The organism is Bradyrhizobium sp. JR4.3, from assembly GCF_040547695.1.
Classification (GTDB): Bacteria; Pseudomonadota; Alphaproteobacteria; order Rhizobiales; family Xanthobacteraceae; genus Bradyrhizobium; species Bradyrhizobium canariense.
Genome location: NZ_JBEPQF010000029.1, coordinates 21027 through 38343, shown reverse-complemented (window position 1 = coordinate 38343; position 17317 = coordinate 21027). Strand labels below are relative to the sequence as shown.

At 63.9% G+C, this 17317-nt stretch carries 13 protein-coding genes and 1 pseudogene; 8 read left to right on the top strand and 6 right to left on the bottom strand.

What is annotated here, in order from left to right:
• The first annotated feature begins 12 nt into the window (after window positions 1-12).
• Window positions 13-1680: a urocanate hydratase gene (gene hutU, locus ABIB91_RS32230; protein ID WP_354170533.1), complete on the top strand. Its 1668-nt coding sequence runs from the start codon at window positions 13-15 to the stop codon at window positions 1678-1680.
• A gap of 12 nt (window positions 1681-1692) precedes the next feature.
• On the opposite strand, the pseudogene ABIB91_RS32225 reads toward hutU, so the two are convergent.
• Window positions 1693-3326 (bottom strand): annotated as a pseudogene (locus tag ABIB91_RS32225) (bifunctional diguanylate cyclase/phosphodiesterase).
• A 326-nt stretch (window positions 3327-3652) separates the two neighbouring features.
• Window positions 3653-4537 (bottom strand): BJP family subclass B3 metallo-beta-lactamase, encoded by an 885-nt coding sequence (blaBJP, locus tag ABIB91_RS32220; protein WP_354170535.1) that lies wholly within the window; start codon window positions 4535-4537, stop codon window positions 3653-3655.
• A gap of 277 nt (window positions 4538-4814) precedes the next feature.
• Between blaBJP and ABIB91_RS32215 the strand changes: the two genes are divergently transcribed.
• Window positions 4815-6131: an alpha/beta hydrolase gene (locus ABIB91_RS32215; protein ID WP_354170537.1), complete on the top strand. Its 1317-nt coding sequence runs from the start codon at window positions 4815-4817 to the stop codon at window positions 6129-6131.
• Between the two features lie 17 nt (window positions 6132-6148).
• Here ABIB91_RS32215 and ABIB91_RS32210 read toward each other — a convergent pair whose 3' ends face one another.
• Window positions 6149-7243, bottom strand: coding sequence for a hypothetical protein (locus ABIB91_RS32210; RefSeq protein ID WP_354170539.1), 1095 nt, complete (start codon window positions 7241-7243; stop codon window positions 6149-6151).
• A gap of 292 nt (window positions 7244-7535) precedes the next feature.
• Window positions 7536-7808, bottom strand: coding sequence for a hypothetical protein (locus tag ABIB91_RS32205; protein WP_007601345.1), 273 nt, complete (start codon window positions 7806-7808; stop codon window positions 7536-7538).
• Window positions 7809-7981: 173 nt separating this feature from the next.
• On the opposite strand from ABIB91_RS32205, the gene ABIB91_RS32200 reads away from it, so the two are divergent.
• Entirely contained in the window at window positions 7982-8791 is an 810-nt protein-coding gene (locus ABIB91_RS32200; RefSeq protein ID WP_007601348.1) for an ABC transporter substrate-binding protein, read from the top strand.
• Here ABIB91_RS32200 and ABIB91_RS32195 read toward each other — a convergent pair.
• A complete protein-coding gene (locus ABIB91_RS32195) occupies window positions 8765-9463 on the bottom strand; it encodes an ABC transporter permease (RefSeq protein ID WP_007601350.1) in 699 nt (232 codons plus the stop codon). The two genes, ABIB91_RS32200 and ABIB91_RS32195, sit on opposite strands and share 27 nt — an antisense overlap.
• A 224-nt stretch (window positions 9464-9687) precedes the next feature.
• Window positions 9688-10740 (bottom strand): histidinol-phosphate transaminase, encoded by a 1053-nt coding sequence (hisC, locus tag ABIB91_RS32190; RefSeq protein ID WP_354170542.1) that lies wholly within the window; start codon window positions 10738-10740, stop codon window positions 9688-9690.
• Window positions 10741-10961: 221 nt separating this feature from the next.
• Here hisC and ABIB91_RS32185 point away from each other — a divergent pair, with 221 nt between their 5' ends.
• The 5 genes from ABIB91_RS32185 to ABIB91_RS32165 all read left to right on the top strand — a co-directional run bounded on the left by ABIB91_RS32185 (window position 10962) and on the right by ABIB91_RS32165 (window position 17040).
• Window positions 10962-12440 carry an FAD-binding oxidoreductase gene (locus ABIB91_RS32185; protein ID WP_354170544.1) on the top strand — a complete coding sequence of 493 codons (1479 nt, stop codon included), beginning with the start codon at window positions 10962-10964 and terminating at the stop codon, window positions 12438-12440.
• A gap of 261 nt (window positions 12441-12701) precedes the next feature.
• The gene (locus ABIB91_RS32180; RefSeq protein ID WP_007612992.1) at window positions 12702-13553 is read left to right on the top strand and encodes a 3-hydroxybutyryl-CoA dehydrogenase; all 852 of its coding nucleotides are present in this window, start codon (window positions 12702-12704) and stop codon (window positions 13551-13553) included.
• Between the two features lie 244 nt (window positions 13554-13797).
• Window positions 13798-14262: a group III truncated hemoglobin gene (locus tag ABIB91_RS32175; RefSeq protein ID WP_354170546.1), complete on the top strand. Its 465-nt coding sequence runs from the start codon at window positions 13798-13800 to the stop codon at window positions 14260-14262.
• 265 nt (window positions 14263-14527) lie between these two features.
• Window positions 14528-15181 (top strand): QcrA and Rieske domain-containing protein, encoded by a 654-nt coding sequence (locus ABIB91_RS32170; protein WP_354170548.1) that lies wholly within the window; start codon window positions 14528-14530, stop codon window positions 15179-15181.
• Window positions 15182-15297: 116 nt separating this feature from the next.
• Window positions 15298-17040: a methanol/ethanol family PQQ-dependent dehydrogenase gene (locus ABIB91_RS32165; protein WP_354170550.1), complete on the top strand. Its 1743-nt coding sequence runs from the start codon at window positions 15298-15300 to the stop codon at window positions 17038-17040.
• The last annotated feature ends 277 nt before the right edge of the window (window positions 17041-17317 follow it).

Here is a 17317-nt window from a genome sequence, read left to right as displayed (position 1 = left end):
GAGGTGTTCCGCATGAACCGCCGACTGGACAATGACCGCACCATCCGCGCGCCCCGCGGCAGCGAAATCAGCGCCAAGAGCTGGCTGACGGAAGCGCCCTTGCGCATGCTCATGAACAATCTCGATCCCGACGTTGCAGAACGTCCGAGCGAGCTCGTGGTCTATGGCGGCATCGGCCGCGCGGCGCGTGACTGGGAGAGCTTTGACCGGATCGTTGCTTCGCTGCGCGAGCTCGAGGACGACCAGACGCTGCTGGTCCAGTCCGGCAAGCCGGTCGGTGTGTTCCGCACCCATGCTGACGCGCCGCGCGTTCTGATTGCGAACTCCAACATCGTGCCGCACTGGGCGACGCTCGATCATTTCAACGAGCTCGATCGCAAGGGCCTGATGATGTACGGCCAGATGACGGCGGGTTCCTGGATCTATATCGGCAGCCAGGGCATTGTGCAGGGCACCTACGAAACCTTCGTTGAAGTTGGCCGCCGCCACTATGGCGGCAGCCTTGCCGGCAAATGGATTCTGACGGCCGGTCTCGGCGGCATGGGCGGCGCGCAGCCGCTGGCTGCGACCATGGCGGGAGCCTCGATGCTGGCAGTCGAATGCCAGCCGAGCCGCATCGAGATGCGTCTGCGCACCGGTTATCTCGATCGCCAGGCCGCCACGCTCGACGAGGCACTTGCGATCACGGCGGAGGCGGCCAAGACGAAGAAGGCGGTCTCGGTCGGCCTGCTCGGCAATGCCGCGGAGATTTTTCCCGAGCTGGTCCGCCGCGGCGTCAGGCCCGATATCGTCACCGACCAGACCAGCGCGCACGATCCGATCAACGGCTATTTGCCGAAGGGCTGGACGCTCGCGGAGTGGGAAGCCACGCGCGCCGCCGACCCCAAGGCCGTGGAGCGCGCCTCGAAAACCTCGATGGTCGAGCACGTCCAGGCCATGCTGGATTTCCATGCGCAAGGCATCCCGACCCTCGACTACGGCAACAACATCCGCCAGATGGCCCAGGACATGGGCCTGAAGAATGCCTTCGATTTTCCGGGCTTTGTCCCCGCCTATATCCGTCCGTTGTTCTGCCGCGGCGTCGGGCCGTTCCGCTGGGCGGCGCTGTCGGGAGATCCCGAGGACATCTTCAAGACCGACGCCAAGGTCAAGGAGCTGATGCCTGACGACAAGCACCTGCACAATTGGCTCGACATGGCCAGGGAGCGCATCAAGTTTCAGGGCCTGCCGGCGCGGATCTGCTGGGTCGGGCTCGGCGATCGCGATCGCCTGGGCCTTGCCTTCAACGAGATGGTAGCGCGCGGCGAATTGAAGGCCCCCATCGTGATCGGGCGCGATCATCTCGACAGCGGCTCGGTGGCGAGCCCCAACCGCGAAACCGAAGCGATGAAGGACGGGTCGGACGCCGTGTCCGACTGGCCCTTGCTCAACGCGCTGCTCAATTGTGCCAGCGGCGCGACCTGGGTGTCGCTGCATCATGGCGGCGGCGTCGGCATCGGCTATTCCCAGCATGCCGGCATGGTGATCGTCGCCGACGGGACGCCGGAGGCGGCGAAGCGGATCGCGCGCGTTCTCTGGAACGACCCTGCCAGCGGCGTCATGCGCCACGCCGACGCCGGCTACGACACAGCGATCGAATGTGCCCGCGACAAGGGGCTCGATCTGCCGAGCCTGCGCTAGTCCAGGCGCGACTCAGGCCACGACCCTGGCTCCGGCGCCGCCAAGGCGCTGGCGTTCCTTTGCGAGATACTCGTCGATCGCGTCGCCGTGCATGGGCTTGGCGAAGTAGTAGCCCTGGATGAAGTCGCATCCCAGCCGGCGCAGGGTGTCGAGCTGAGCGCGGGTCTCGACGCCCTCGGCGACGCAGGCGATCTCCATGTCGTCACAGAGGCCTGTGAGGGACTTGATGATCTTGTGGCTCACTGCATTGTCATTGACGTCGGCGATGAAGCTGCGGTCGATCTTGATCTTGTCGAGCGGGAGCCAGTGCACGTGGCTCAGCGAGGAATAGCCGGTGCCGAAATCGTCCAGCGAAATGCCGCAGCCCATCGCCTTCAATGCCGCGATCGACTGCTGCGCGCGTACGAAATCGAAGGTGACGGCGGTCTCGGTGATCTCGAAATCGATCCGGCGCGGCGACAGCCCGCTCTTCTCGACGATGGTGATCAGCGGCAGGATGCCCTCGGGCGAGCAGATGTCGTGCGCGGACAGGTTGAACGACAGGCGGATGTGGTCGGGCCAGGTCCTGGCCGTCGCGAGCGCGCGCGCCAGCAGCGCTTGCGTCAGCGGCCGGATCAGGCCGATGCGCTCGGCGGCGGGAATGAAGTCGGCCGGCGAAACCAGGCCGAGGCGGGAGCTGCGCCAGCGCGCCAGGACCTCGAAGCCGGCGGTGTGCTCGCTCATGGCGTCCACGATCGGCTGGAACACCAAGTCCATCTCGGTGCTGAAATCGGCGGTGCGCAGCAAATTCTCGATGACGCCGCGGCTGCGGATCTCGGCCTCGAGCTCGCTCGAGAAGATCACGGTGCGGCCGCGCAGATGCCGCTTGGCGTGATAGAGCGAATAGTCGGCGCATTCATAGAGCGCTTCCGCCATCGGCGGCGGCGATTCGGCAGTTCGGTCAGGGAATCGAGGTTGGCGAGGCGGAAGTTCTCGTCCGAGAGGGCTTGGGTGGCTGCCTGTTGTGCCAGCAGCGATTTGCGGCTCGCGACGAGATCGGCGAAGTCGCGATAGTAGATGAACAGCACCGTCACCATCGCCCCCGACACGAGCAGATTGTTGACGGCGATCGCCTTCAGCGTCGGCTCGCCGGTGGCCCAGAAGAACAGCACATAGGGCACGTCGACGACCAGCGTCACGATCAGTGCCGCCGAGCGCAGATGCATCAGCGAGAAGATGCAGCCGATCACGGTCACCGCCATGTAGAAGGCAACCTGGCTCTTGGCGAAGGGGTCGCCGTAAGGGTAGAGCGCGAAGGACCAGACTGTGAAGCCCGCGCCGATCGGCAATGTCATCCAGTTGGTGGCGCGCAGATTGCGCAGGATGTCGGCATCGGTGCGCACGAGGTGCCGTTGGCGCAGCCACCAGAAGGTGCGAAGCGCCGCGAGCGCGGTCAGCACGGATGGCACGATGAGCGTCAACCAGTCCGGCGCCACGCTCACATAGGTATAGGCGACAGCGATCGTGTTGCTCATGAGGATGAAATAGAGCAACGGGATCTGCTTGGAGAAGGCGTCGAATTGCGCGCGCGTGAGGTCGGGGTCAGCGGGCACGCGAAACAGCTGCAACGCGGCGGCGAGATGAGACTTCAAATTGGTGACAGGCATTGCAATACGAGCCCCGGATCCCCTTCAAAACGCTGGGGATGTTGCACGGCGAGGGTAAAGGTCGCGTTAGGCGGGTCTCGCAGGAAAAGCCGGCGAAGGTTGTACGCTACCGGGAGTTTTCCGGCCGCCTGCATTGGTGAGGCCGGGTTAACGATAGGCGGCGGCGAAAACGAGCGTATCGATTGCAAAAGACCGCAAAAACGTTGGTGACGCTCTGCTAACCATCGGTGTCGGCGCAGCATTCTGTCGCATCGCCAATGGTGCGAGGCGATCTGCTCGCACACCTCTCTTTGTCGAGGAAAGGTGTGCGGATGCCCGGATGACCGCTATTTCTTCTCGAGCGCGGCGGTCTGCTTGGCGAGCTGCTTGTCGAAATCCTCCGACAGGGTTGTGGCGTAGGCTGCGAGCTCACCCGGCTTGACGAACGGGTTCGGTGCGCCGTCCTTCATTTCGGCACGCTTGGCCTGCATGCCATAGACCTCCGGATGCGGCCCGAGCAGCACGTCGATCTTCATCGCCTTCACCTTGGCGTAGGTCGCACGGTAGTCGTCGACGATTCCGGCATGGGTCGGCTGGCCGACCAGCCGGTTCAATGCCACCGTGCCGCTACAGAAGAACAGCACCTTGCGGTCCTGATTGCCGTCCTTGACGGTCATTTCCCAGCTCGTGCAGCCCGGCGAGTGGCCAGGAGTCGCATGCGCCGTCAACGTGGTGTCGCCGAGCGTGACCTTGTCGCCTTCCTTCACGGCGCGATCGACCTTCACTGCGGGGAAGGCAAGGTCCTCGTTCTTCTCGTCGCCAGGATAATAGCCGCCTTCCAGCAGCTGCTTGTCGCGTTCGCCGGCGATCAGCTGCGAGCCGGTCTCCTTCTTGATTTCGGCGAAACCGCCGGTGTGGTCGAAATGCGCGTGCGTATTGAGGATGATCTTGATGTCGGAGACCTTGAGACCGAGCTTGGCAACGTTGTCCTTGATCATGCCGGTGGATTCCGGAAGCGCCGTATCCATCAGGATCAGGCCCTGTGAGGTCTTGATGATGTAGACGGCGATGCCGTCAGTGCCGACATAGTAGATGTTGCCGATGAGCTGGAACGGCTCGAACGGCGTGGTCCATTTCTTGGTGACCGCCGCAATGAAATCCTTGACGGTCTGCGCCTGCGCGCCGGTTGCGAGGAACGCCAATGCACAGAGCGCGGCCCTGAGCTTTTTCATCGTTTGTCTCCCAGATTGTTCTTGCAGATTGTTCTTGTCGTCTTGATCGGGCGCGGCCTTCGCGCGGCCGGCCGGCAAGCTACGTCGTGCGAGGTGCGGCAGCAACGGCCACATGTCTGAAAAATGTCGTGGCATGCGCGGAATAACCGTGCCCGTCCGTTTTGAGCATGGCGGCCATCGCTGCAACGCGGCCGGTTGGGGTTTGACCGCGCGCAGTCGGCTCGCCATACTTTGCCCCAAGGCGAGCCAGAAAGACTCGTCGGCATCGGGAGCTGAAATGACCAGATCATCCTCCGTCCTTGCGGGGACGCTGAGTTTCCTCGTCTCCTTCACTTCAATTGCCTACTCGCAGCCGGCCTGCGTCACCCAGAAGATGGTGATGCCGCCTGGGGCCAACAGCACCGACAAGGCGGCCCCGTTCTTTATCGATACGACGGGTCTCGATTTCAAGACGGCGCCTCCGACGCACGATCCATCCAATCCCAATTACCCGCGCGCGACCGAGCTTCCTGACGGAACGCTGCCGCCACCGGGTGCCGAGGGCAATTTTATCATCGGCCCCACCCACAATCCTGCGCCGGAGACGATCGCGAGGGAGGGTGTGCCGCGCGGGACGACAAAATCCTTCACGCTGCCGTCGAAGGAGAGCACCATCTACAATCCCGGCCTGATCCGCGACGACGTCGCCGGCTGCACCAACTCCTCGATCATGACGACCGCCACGGCGCCGGAGGACAAGTCGCACATGATCGTCACCACCAGCCATCCTGGCGTCTGGTCGCGCGCCATCGACGTCTATGTGCCGGCGCAATATGTGCGCGGCACCGAGGCGCCGTTCATCGTGGTCGGCGACGGCGGCTCCAACGCCTACAAGGATCTCGCCGTCACGCTCGACAATCTGATCGCGCAGCGCCGCGTGCCGCCGATGATCGCGATCCAGATCGGCAATGGCGGGCAGGACGCGCAGGGCAGTCAGCGCGGCCGCGAATATGACGCGGTATCAGGGGCCTACGCGCAGTTCGTCGAGCGTGAAGTGCTGCCGCTGGTCGAAAAGAATGCCGACGTCAAGCTGACCAGAAATCCCGATGGGCGTGCGACCATGGGGCTGAGTTCGAGCGGTGTGGCAGCCTTCACCATGGCGTGGTTCTATCCCGATCTCTATCACCGCGTGCTGGCGTTCTCGCCGACCATGGTCAACCAGCAATGGCCGCACGACCCGTCGCTGCGCGGCGGCGCCTGGGAATATCACAGCGCATGGACGGGGCCGGCCACACCCAATCTCATTTCCAAGGCTGGCGTGCTCACGCCGGCCGAGCCGCCCGGCGTGCCGCTGATCATCGCTGCGCCGGCCAAGCCGATCCGCTTTTGGTTCTTCGGCGGCGACCAGGACCTGTTCTATCCGAACCCCACCATTCCCGACGGCATGCACGACTGGACCCTCTCCAACGCGCTGATGGCCAAGGTGCTGGCCGAGAAGGGCTACCACTATCAGTTTCTGTTCGTGCGCAACGCCAAGCACGTCGACCGCCCCACGATCGCGCAGACGCTGCCGTCGGCGCTGGAGTGGGTCTGGAAGGGCTATCCTATTCCCTAAGCGAAAGGCATAAAGGGTCAGGCGAGAGCGGCCTGGCGTTCCCGCATTGGTTCGCGGACCCGGTCGGGTTTGCCCGGCTCGGCGAGCCGCGTAAAACTGCGCTGGCTTGCATGCGCGGGTGCTTCGACAATCACGCCCTCGCAAACGATCTGTCCGCCGAGCATCCTGAATTCCAGCTTGTCGTAGCGCGGCATCGTCTCGCCGGGCGCCGGCGGCAGCAGCCCGACGCTCCCCTGGATGTTCAGCGTGGCATCACCGGCGCCGTGAAGCCGCGGATTCCACATCCTGATCCCGGTCTCCGCCCAGCGCTGCCGGATCAGCGCGGCGCGGTCGGCGGGTTCTGCGATCTTTGCACGAATCTTCGGTGCGCCAGTGATCTCCGGAGCGGGGGCCTCGAGGGCCGGCTCCGGCGCAACATCCGTGACGACGCTGGGCGTGTCGTCGGCGACTTTCGCGGCGCTGGGGGAGGAATCGCTGTCGATGCTATCCTCAGCGACATGCTCCGCCGAGATTTCGCGATCGGCAAGCGCCACACACGCATCGTCGAGAGTTGAGCGAGTATCCACGTCGACGGTAGCGGAATGCTCGTCGTTGACGGCGAGAGCGGGGGCATCAACCGGGACGACCTCGACCGCGGCATCGGCGGACGAGGCCTCCTCCGCGACAACGGGCTCAACGGCCGCAAGCTCGGGAGATGCATCGCTGTTGGTGATGAGTTCGGGGACGTCGACCGGCTCGCGCACGACCTCGATGGTCGCGACCGACGCTTCCTCCACGACGACCGGCTCGACGCCCGCCGCCGTCTCCCGGGAGGATTCGTCGCTGCCGCTGATATCGGCTGGCGCTTCCGACGGGCTCTCCGCGATGACAGGGCTGGCGCTGTCGTCTTCGGCCGAAGCCGCGACCGCGGCGTCGCAGTGCGACGTATCCACGCCGATGCTGTTGTCGAGAACCTCCGCGGCTACTGCAATGTCAGCAACAATGGCGGATGAGGCGTCTGCGGTATCAGGCGCGACCGCGATGCTGCCGCCGTGCGGCGCAGGCCGAAGCCGGGTCAACGCCCATTTCACCGCGGGGATGCGGCGCAGCAACGATATCAGTCTCGAAAGCACTGGGAGTTGTCCAAGAGGTACTCGGCTTGAGGCCATCGCTGATTCGCCAGCAATGTAAAAATCCCCGGCTGTCACACTGATGTCAATGTAGGTGGGACCAATTGCAGAACATCCAAGCCTTTAGAGCGCGCGGCTGCGAGTTAGCCGGCGTGACTGTAGTCAAGCTGCAGCCCCGCCAACACGCTTCGTTCGACACCAAGACCTTCGCGTATGACATCGGCGAGCTTTGGCGGCACGAAGACTCTTAGAGAGGGGACGATCGCCCCTCTCCGGACTTCCGATCGATGCAAGCCTACTTTCCGGAGCCCGCGCCGCCGCCGGCCTGGCTGCCCATGTTGTTCGTGTTGCTGCCGCCGGCCGACGGAGTCTGCTTGCCCTTGCTGTCGGCGGCCTCGTTCTGCATGTTCGACGACGCGCCGGTCGTCATGCCCTTGGTCGCGGGGCCCCGCGACGAAGGGCCGACGTCGCCATGGCCGGATGCGCCTGGGGCGGGTTGTGTCTGCGCAAAGGCGCCGCCGGTCGCCAGCGCCATGATGCATGCGGATGCCAAAATGATCTTCTTCATCTGGTTTCCTCCTGGGTTGACTTGAGGACAACTTGCGCGCGGAGCGGACGTTCCTCACAGGGAAGCGTCGCGAGGATCATGACCAAGCACGTTGCGGTGCTTGTCGAGGTTCCCTGTACGGCTCTATCGACGGTAGAGTTTGGAACATCGGGCATCTGGCGTAAGGACGAGGCATGAAAAAGATAATGACTCTCGGAGCGATTCTGCTCTGGTCCACGATCGCAGTCGCGCAGGAGCGCGCCATCACCGTGGCCTCGACGACGTCGACGGAACAGTCGGGGCTGTTCGGTTACTTGCTGCCGCTGTTCTCGAAGGCCGCGGGCATCGACGTGAAGGTCGTTGCCGTCGGTACGGGCCAGGCGCTCGACATCGGGCGGCGCGGCGATGCAGACGTCGTGTTCGTCCATGACAGGCCCGCCGAGGACAAGTTCATGTCCGAAGGGGAGGGCGTGAAGCGCTTTGATGTCATGTACAACGACTTCGTCATTGTCGGGCCGAAGAGCGATCCCGCGAAGATCGCCGGCGGCAAGGACGTGGCCGATGCGCTGCGCAAGATCGCCGCCGCGAAGGCGCCGTTCATCTCGCGCGGCGACAAGTCCGGCACGCACGCGGCCGAGCTACGGCTGTGGAAGGAGGCAGGCATCGACCTCGGTGCCGCCAAGGACGGCTGGTATCGCGAGATCGGTCAGGGCATGGGCCCGGCACTGAACATGGCGTCGTCGTCCAATGCCTATCTGCTGTCTGACCGCGGCACCTGGTTGTCATTCAAGAACCGCGGCGAGCTTACCGTCCTGACGGAAGGCGACAAGCGGCTGTTCAACCAGTACGGCGTCATGCTGGTCAATCCGGCCAAGCATGCGAACGTGAAGGCGCAGGACGGGCAGGCCTTCATCGACTGGCTGATCTCTCCTGGGGGGCAGGAGGCCATCGCCGGCTACAAGGTCGGGGGCGAGCAGCTATTTTTCCCCAACGCGTCCCACTAGCAGGAAGGCGACGGTGGACACTGCGACGCTGAGTGCGAGCAGGATCAGCCCGAGCCCGAGCGCCAGCGGCAGGTCGCCCTTGCTGGTCTCCAGCGCGATCGCCGTCGTCATCGTGCGCGTGAAACCGCGGATGTTGCCGCCGACGATGAGGATGGCGCCAACCTCCGCGATCGCGCGCCCGAAGGCTGCTAGAAAGGCCGTCAGCAGCGAGGTCCGGCCCAGCGCGAACAGCAAGCCGATGCTGCGCAACGTCGACAGCCCGTCGATCCGCGCCAGGTCGCCATACTCCGCCCACAGCAGGCTCGCCGGCCGGTGGACGAGTGCAACCACGATCGGTGTTGCGAGCAGCGATTGCGCAATCACCATGGCCGTTGGCGTAAACAACAGGCCGGCGGCCCCGAACGGGCCGGATCGTGACAGCAAAAGATAGAGTGCGAGCCCGACCACGACCGGCGGAAGACCAAGCAAGGCATTGGTGAGGACGATGATGACCTGCCGCCCGCGGAACCGGGTGATCGCAAGCAGCGCCCCGAACGGCGCCCCGATCAGAAGCGCGAGGATGCTGGCGGTGAGGCTGACGCGCACCGACAGCCCGACGATAGCCAGAAGCTCCGCATCGGCCTCGCCGATCAGCGTGAACGCGGCGCCGACGGATCGCGCGAAGTCGTTCATCCGTGCCTGAGCTTCGGCGCCCGCCGCGATGTCTCGCGTGCGCCGATTTCGGGACTGCGGAGGTGATTCACGTTTATTTCCCTGAGGGGATCGTCCTGCAAAGCAGGCGGCGGAGCGGTTTGGTAACCCGAATTGGACCGGAAATCAAAGCCTTGCGCAGCATGGCACGAGGTGGCGTTCGGCCTCATCGTTTTGACTTTGCCCGATGCGGGGACCGTCGGGGCTCAGATCAAGCCGCGCAGCACTTCAATAAGCCGGGCACACTCTGCCTCCGTTCCGACCGTGATGCGCAGGAAGTTCTGGATGCGTGGCTTGCCGAAATGCCGGACCAGAACGCCACGCTGGCGAAGCGCTGCCGCGAGATCTGCTCCGCTCCGGCTTCGATGGCGCGCGAAGACGAAGTTGGCGAGCGACGGCAACACCTCGAAGCCGAGTTGTCTGAGGTCGCGGGCCAAGGTTTCGCGGCTCGCGATGATACGGGCACGGGTGTCTCGGAACCAGCCGTCGTCCTCGATGGCGGCGGCGGCGCCGGCGATCGCGAGGCAATCGACGGGATAGGAGTTGAAGCTGTCCTTCACGCGTTCCAGCGCTTCGATCAGCGGTCGTTGGCCGATGGCAAAACCAACCCGCAGGCCAGCGAGCGAGCGCGACTTCGAGAAGGTCTGGATGACCAGCAGATTGTCGTGGCGTGCAACCAGCGGCACGGCGCTCTCGGCGCCGAAATCGACATAGGCCTCGTCCACCACCACCAGCCGGTCCGGCTGTTCGGCGAGCAGCGATGCGATTGCGTCGCGCTGAAGGGCAATGCCGGTAGGAGCGTTCGGATTGCAGAGGAGGATGGCACTCGATGGCCGCCTGTAGTCGGAGATATCGATCCTCATCGCAGCATCGAGCGGCACCTCGTCATGCGTTATTCCATAGAGGCCGCAATAAACAGGGTAGAAGCTGTAGGTGACGTCGGGGAATAGAAGCGGTGGTTCGTGCTTCAGAAGCGCCTGGAAGGTGTGGGCCAGAACCTCGTCGGAGCCGTTGCCGACGAACACTTGCTCGGGCGCCACATCGCAATGGGCCGCGATCGCCTCACGCAGGCGCGTTGCGCGCGGATCGGGATAAAGGCGCAGCCGCTCCACGGCCGCTGCGATCGCCGCCAGCACGCGCGGCGAGGGCGGGTAGGGATTCTCGTTGGTATTGAGCTTAACGATGCCGTCCTGCTTGGGCTGCTCGCCGGGGACGTAGGGCGAAAGCGTGTGGACGACCGGACTCCAGAAACGGCTCATGATCTCCAATCCGAATGTGATCGGGCACAGTAGGGTATACGGGAGCTCCGCGGAAGTGCGCCTGCATTCAGCAATCCCAGGCAAATCTGCACAGGCTTACTGCCGGAGACGTTCCCAAGCGCGCCCCCTATGCTAGGGTCATCGCACCACCGCCCAGAATGAAAACAAGAACGAAGGCTGGCGCGCCCCAGGGCGCGGAACGGCCGAAAAGAGAGGAACACATGCCGGGTGCAGCCCTTCCCACCGCTCCCTCGATTCCGACCGCGCCAGTGACCTCAGCCGTTCTCGACCGCTTGCGGGCCATCGTCGGCGACAAAGGCCTGATCCTGGACGAGCAGGACAAGCTGCCCTTCGTGACCGACTGGCGGGGCGAGTTGGCGGGGCAGGCCGCGGCGGTCGTGCGTCCGGCCAGCACCGCGGAAGTCTCCGCTGTCGTCAAGCTCTGCTACGACAACGGCATTGCCATCGTTCCGCAAGGTGGCAACACCGGCCTGATGGGCGGTGCCATGCCGTGGCCCATGCACCGCGGCATCGTGCTGTCGCTCGGTCGCATGAACCAGGTGTCGAATATCGATCCCGTCGGCTATGCCATGACCGTGGAGGCAGGCTGCATCCTCGAGACGCTTCAGGACACAGCCGCGCGCCACGACCGCCTCTTTCCGCTCAGCCTCGGTGCTCAGGGCTCGTGCATGGTCGGAGGTAATCTGTCCACCAATGCCGGCGGCGTGCAGGTGCTGCGTTATGGCAATGCGCGAAATCTGGTGTTGGGTCTCGAGGTCGTGCTGGCTAACGGCGATGTCTGGGACGGCCTGCGTGCGCTCAAGAAGGACAACACCGGCTATGACCTCAAGCATCTGTTCATGGGCGCCGAAGGGACGCTCGGCATCATCACCAAGGCGGTGCTGAAACTCTGGCCGGCGCCGAAAGACGTGTGCACGGCATGGCTCGCGATTCGCGATCCCAAGTCTGCTATCGACCTTCTGTCGGAGGCGCATGCTGCTTCCGATGACAATGTCGGCTCCTGTGAGCTCATCAGCCGTGCGTGCACCGACATGGTGCTGCGGCACATTCCCGGCACCCAGGATCCTCTCAAGGCTGAGACCGAATGGTATCTCCTTCTCGAATGGTCGTCGGCCCGGCCACGGCAGGACGGTGGCACGGGCATGTCGGACAGGATGGAGCAGTTCCTGGCCGACCAGCTCGAGGCGGGCCGGGTGCTGGATGCGGTGATCGCGCAAACCGAAACGCAGTCGCGCAACATGTGGCGAATTCGCGAGAGCGTGGCCGAGGCATCGCGCACCGAAGGTCCGGGCTTGAGCTACGACGTCTCGGTCGCGGTCTCAAGGATTCCCGAGTTTATCGACAGCGGTCTCGAGGCCGTGCTCGCAATCCTGCCGCCGATCCGCCCCTATCCGCTCGGCCATATCGGAGACGGCAATGTGCACTTCTCCTTCATGGGTCCGAAGGGCATGGACCGCGATACGCTGTCCCAGTATTCCGCAGCAATCACACGGGCCGTCAACGACCTCGTTACCTCCATGGGCGGCTCGATCTCGGCGGAACATGGCATCGGCATCGAGAAGCTCGACGAGCTCCAGCACTATCGCTCCCGGATCGAGCTCGACATCATGCGCACGATCAAGCGGGCGCTCGATCCCAAGAACATCATGAATCCGGGCAAGGTGCTTCGTCTCGGTTGAGGCGCGTCCACCTCGAGCCCGGTGCTCCCCGCACCCTCGCGCCCTCCGGGGACGGGATGCCGCAGATCGGCCGGGCCAAACGGGCCGGGGCACCAAATCACGCCGTTTCGCGACCGAAAGGCGGCTTTATTCCCGCCTTGGATGCTTTAATGAAGGGACAAGATCAGGTCGCACCCGCCCGGGGGCGGTGCTAGACCCTGATGCAGGAACAATGGGGCGGGGCCGGTAGGGCACGTCCGTAAGGATAAAGGATTTGAGGCAATGATCCAAACCGTTGGCATCATCGGGGCAGGGACCATGGGGAACGGCATCGCGCAGATTTGTGCCGCGGCCGGGCTTTCGGTCGTGATGGTCGATATTTCCGATGCGGCGGTGAACCGCGGGATTTCGACGGTCGGCGGCAGCCTCGAGCGCCTGGTCAAGAAGGAGAAGATGTCGGCGGGCGATCGCGACGCCACGCTCAAGCGCATCACCGGCACCACCGATCGCGCCAAGCTCGTCGATTGCGATCTCGTCATCGAGGCCGCGACCGAGAACGAGGAACTCAAGGTCAAGATCCTGAAGGATCTCTGTGCGACGCTGTCGCCGCGCACGCTGCTCGCCACGAACACCTCGTCGATCTCGATCACGAAGCTCGCCGCCGCGACCGACCGCCCCGACCGCTTCATCGGCATGCACTTCTTCAATCCGGTTCCGGTCATGGCGCTGCTGGAGCTCATCCGCGGCTTGCAGACTTCCGACGACACCCACGCCAAGGCGCTCGATTTCGCCAAGCGCGTCGGCAAGGTGGCGATCACGGCCAAGAACAGCCCGGGCTTTGCCGTCAACCGCATCCTGTGCCCGATGATCAACGAGGCGATCTTCGCGCTGCAGGAGGGGATTGCGACGGCGGAAGAGATCGATGCCGGCATGAAGCTCGGCTGCAACCATCCGATCGGGCCGCTGGCGCTCGCCGATCTCGTCGGGCTCGACACCATGTTGTCGGTGATGGAGGTCTTTTATAAAGGCTTCAACGACCCCAAATACCGTCCAGCTCCCCTGCTCAAGGAAATGGTCGACGCCGGCCATCTCGGCCGCAAGACGGGGCAGGGCTTCTACACCTACGGCGCCTGACCCCGTTATTTGCGTTGTGACAAAGACGGGTGCAGCGACTTGGACCAGGATGGGCGGGGATGCGTCCTTCCTTCTCCCCTTGTTGTGGGAGAAGGTGGCGCGAAGCGCCGGATGAGGGGTTGGTTCCGCGAGCCCAAATGCGTGAGGAATACGCGGAGAGAACCCCTCACCCGTCTCGCCGCTTCGCGGCGACCCACCCTCTCCCACAAGGGGAGAGGGTGAAGACAAAACGGACGAAACAAATATGTCGGATCGACTGAAGGCCGAGCGCGAGGCTGCGGCCGCGCGGCGGAATTTGCTGACCCAGGACGCGATCGAGCGCACGGGGATCACCGAAGAGATGATCGGGGAACTCGTGACCCGTTTCTATGGCCGCGTCCGTGAGGATGCGCTGCTGGGGCCGGTGTTCGCGATCGTGCAGAATTGGGACGAGCATCTGGCCAAGCTCCGGGATTTCTGGTCGTCGGTCGTGCTGATGAGCGGCCGCTACCATGGTTCGCCGATGCGGGCGCATATGCCACTGAACCTGGTCGGGGATCATTTCGACCGTTGGCTCGATTTGTTTGAACAGACCGCGCGCGAGGTCTGCCCGCCGCAGGCAGCCGCGCTGTTCATCGACAGGGCGCGCCGCATCGCCGACAGTTTCGAGATGGCGTCGGCAACCTTGGCCGGCCGTATCGCGTCGCCGCGTCACGTGCTCCGCTCCTAGAACACAGAATGCCTGCCTGAGAAATGCGCAAGCCGCACTGATGGCGCTACGATCGCGCCGAGCGTCGGCGCATTGCACCAATACCGGCAGCATTGATCTGATCTGCAAAATCATCATGCCGGTCGCGTAGCGTGACGTTGCAATTAGAAAAATGCGCGCAAATGCGCGTGTTCGCGTTCAATCAGTGCGAGCATAACCGTGTGATGCACTGCGGGAAAAAATCTTTGCCTTTTTTTCGGCAGAGTTCCAGCGCCTGCTTGTGAACATGTCGAGTGCATCGTTCAACCCATCCTCTTCATCCTCCGACAACACAGCGGAATCCGAAGCTGACGCTTGCACGGAGCAAACCCGGCGGGCACTCTTGAAGAGTGCGCTGGCCACCACGGCGTGCTTCGCCTGTTCCACGCAGGTCCACGCGGGCGAGGATGCGCCCGGCTCCGACGAGCGGCCTCAGAAGGGCGATCTGCTCGTGTTCTCCGAAGGCGATCAGGAGGGAAAGCCCGTCACCGCGGCCGCTCTGTCGGCCGGCGGACCGCCGGTGCATGCCTGGCCGAAAGATCCAAAGACATCGGTCGTGCGCAGCGCCTCGCGCCTCAACGAGATCTTGATCATCCGCCTCGACCCCGCCGAGCTCGACGAGCAGACAAAAGCGCGCGCCGTCGACGGCATCCTCGCCTATTCGGCAATCTGCTCGCATGCCGGCTGTCCTGTCACGGCGTGGGTGAAGAGCGATGTCGGCGACAAGGAAGTGCTCAAATGCATGTGCCACAACTCCGAATACGATCCTCGCGCGGGCGCGCAGGTCGTGTTCGGGCCGGCGCCGCGACGGCTCGCTGCGCTGCCGCTGGCGCTGGCTGACGGCTCGCTCAGCGTCGCCGGAAACTTCGTCGGAAAGGTAGGTGGCGCGCAGCCGGGATGATGGGCGTGCGGGTTGTGCCCGCGTCATGAGAGACCGCATCCGCCGATGGGTGGACGACGGGACGAACGACAAGAATTCAAAACAAGAATTCAAAACGGATGAAAAAGGGGAACGCCATGACCAGGAAGCAGTGGTTACTGTCCGGCTTCGTCGCCTTCACGTGTCTTGCATCGACTCTTTCCTCGACCGCCGCCGCCGTATCAGGCCCGATCGAGAACTACGCGCCGGTCACCGCGCAGCGGTTGGAAAACCCGGAGCCCGCCAATTGGATGCTCTACCGGCGGACCTATGACGGGCAGGGCTACAGCCCGCTCGACCAGATCAACACCTCGAATGTAAAGAACCTCACCCCGGTCTGGACCTTCGCGACCGGCGTGGTCGAAGGTCACGAGGCGCCGCCGATCGTCAACAACGGCGTGATGTTCGTTGCGACCCCGATGGGGCAGGTGATCGCGCTGAACGCCAAAACGGGCGACGAATATTGGCGCTACAAGCGGCAGCTTCCCGACGACCTATTCCAGTTGCATCCGACCAGCCGCGGCGTCGGCCTATGGGAGGACAAGCTCTATCTCGCCACCACAGACGACCATGTCGTCGCGCTCGATGCCAAGACCGGCAAGGTGGTGTGGGACACCAAAGTGCAGGACTACAAGAAGGGCCAGTACATGACCCTGATGCCGCTGATCGTCGACGGCAAGGTCATCGTGGGCGGCTCCGGCGGCGAGTTCGGCGTGCGCGGCTATGTCGCCGCCTACGATGCCAAGGACGGCAAGGAGCTGTGGCGGACCTATACCATTCCGGGCGAAGGCGAACCCGGCCACGACACCTGGCAGGGCGAGGACTGGAAGAACGGCGGCGGCTCGGCCTGGATGACCGGCAATTACGACAAGGACACCAAGACGATCTATTGGGGCGTCGGCAACGCCGCGCCGTGGCCCGGCGAGATGCATCCCGGCGACAATCTCTATACCTCCTCGGTGCTCGCGCTCGATCCGAACACCGGCAAGATCAAGACCCATCACCAGTATCACCAGAACGATTCCTGGGACTGGGACGAAGTCGAAGCGCCGATGTTGATCGACCTGCAACGCGACGGCCGCAACATCAAGAGCCTGGTCCATCCGGGACGCGATGCGATCTTCTGGATACTCGAGCGCACGCCGACCAAAATCAACTACGTCGCCGGCTGGCCGTTCGTCTCCACTGACGTCTGGAAGGGCATCGACGCCGAGAGCGGCAGGCCGATCGTCGATCCCGCGCACAAGCCCGTGGTCGGCAAGCGCGTGGAGTTCTGTCCATCGCTGTGGGGCGGCAAGGATTGGCCGTCGGCGGCCTACAGCCAGAAGACCGGCCTCGTCTACGTGCCCGCCAACGAGAATTTCTGCGGTGGGTTCACCGGCGAGAAGGTTCCGCTCAAGCCCGGCGAGCTCTGGCTCGGCACCAAGCCGGAGGACATCGGCCTGAAGACGAAGCCGGGTGCCGATCATTTCGGCGAGCTCCAGGCTTGGGATCCCGCCACGGGCAAGAAGGTGTGGCAGCACAACTTCCCCAAGTCGCAGCTGTTCGGATCGGTGACGGCGACCGCAGGCGATCTCGTCTTCGTGGGCGGTACCAACGACCGCAACTTCCGCGCCTTCAACGCCAAGAGTGGCGAGCTGCTCTGGGAGCAGAAGACCAACTCCGGCATCATGGGCATGCCGGTGTCCTATGAGATCGACGGCACGCAATACATCGCGATCCAGTCGGGATGGGGCGTGGATGCGCAGCGCATCCAGGATGCACTCGTGACCAACAACATCGGCATCGAAGCCAACGTGCCGCAGGGCGGCGTGATCTGGGTGTTCGCGCTGAAGAAGTAAGCTCCGCTGGCGGATCGAAAGAAGCGGAGTGTCAGGGGGCAAATGCGGCGGACGGCAACGTCCGCCGCATTTTGCGTCGGCGTTGTCCCTTCTCCCCTTGCGGGAGAAGGTGGCGCGAAGCGCCGGATGAGGGGTTCTATCCGCGCATCACAATGTGCGAGACTCACGCAGGCATACCCCTCACCCAAGCGGGGTCGTGGCAACCGGCGTCGCTGCCCTCTCCCGCAAGGGGAGAGGGCATATCGCTGCGCTTCGGCGAAGAAGTAGATCCGACAAT

Excerpts from the sequence above, each read along its gene's own strand:
- hutU (WP_354170533.1), top strand. The coding sequence starts at position 13 with ATGAACCGCCGACTGGACAATGACCGCACCATCCGCGCGCCCCGCGGC.
- blaBJP (WP_354170535.1), bottom strand. The coding sequence starts at position 4,537 with ATGAAAAAGCTCAGGGCCGCGCTCTGTGCATTGGCGTTCCTCGCAACC.
- ABIB91_RS32215 (WP_354170537.1), top strand. The coding sequence starts at position 4,815 with ATGACCAGATCATCCTCCGTCCTTGCGGGGACGCTGAGTTTCCTCGTC.
- ABIB91_RS32205 (WP_007601345.1), bottom strand. The coding sequence starts at position 7,808 with ATGAAGAAGATCATTTTGGCATCCGCATGCATCATGGCGCTGGCGACC.
- ABIB91_RS32200 (WP_007601348.1), top strand. The coding sequence starts at position 7,982 with ATGAAAAAGATAATGACTCTCGGAGCGATTCTGCTCTGGTCCACGATC.
- ABIB91_RS32195 (WP_007601350.1), bottom strand. The coding sequence starts at position 9,463 with ATGAACGACTTCGCGCGATCCGTCGGCGCCGCGTTCACGCTGATCGGC.
- hisC (WP_354170542.1), bottom strand. The coding sequence starts at position 10,740 with ATGAGCCGTTTCTGGAGTCCGGTCGTCCACACGCTTTCGCCCTACGTC.
- ABIB91_RS32185 (WP_354170544.1), top strand. The coding sequence starts at position 10,962 with ATGCCGGGTGCAGCCCTTCCCACCGCTCCCTCGATTCCGACCGCGCCA.
- ABIB91_RS32180 (WP_007612992.1), top strand. The coding sequence starts at position 12,702 with ATGATCCAAACCGTTGGCATCATCGGGGCAGGGACCATGGGGAACGGC.
- ABIB91_RS32175 (WP_354170546.1), top strand. The coding sequence starts at position 13,798 with ATGTCGGATCGACTGAAGGCCGAGCGCGAGGCTGCGGCCGCGCGGCGG.
- ABIB91_RS32170 (WP_354170548.1), top strand. The coding sequence starts at position 14,528 with ATGTCGAGTGCATCGTTCAACCCATCCTCTTCATCCTCCGACAACACA.
- ABIB91_RS32165 (WP_354170550.1), top strand. The coding sequence starts at position 15,298 with ATGACCAGGAAGCAGTGGTTACTGTCCGGCTTCGTCGCCTTCACGTGT.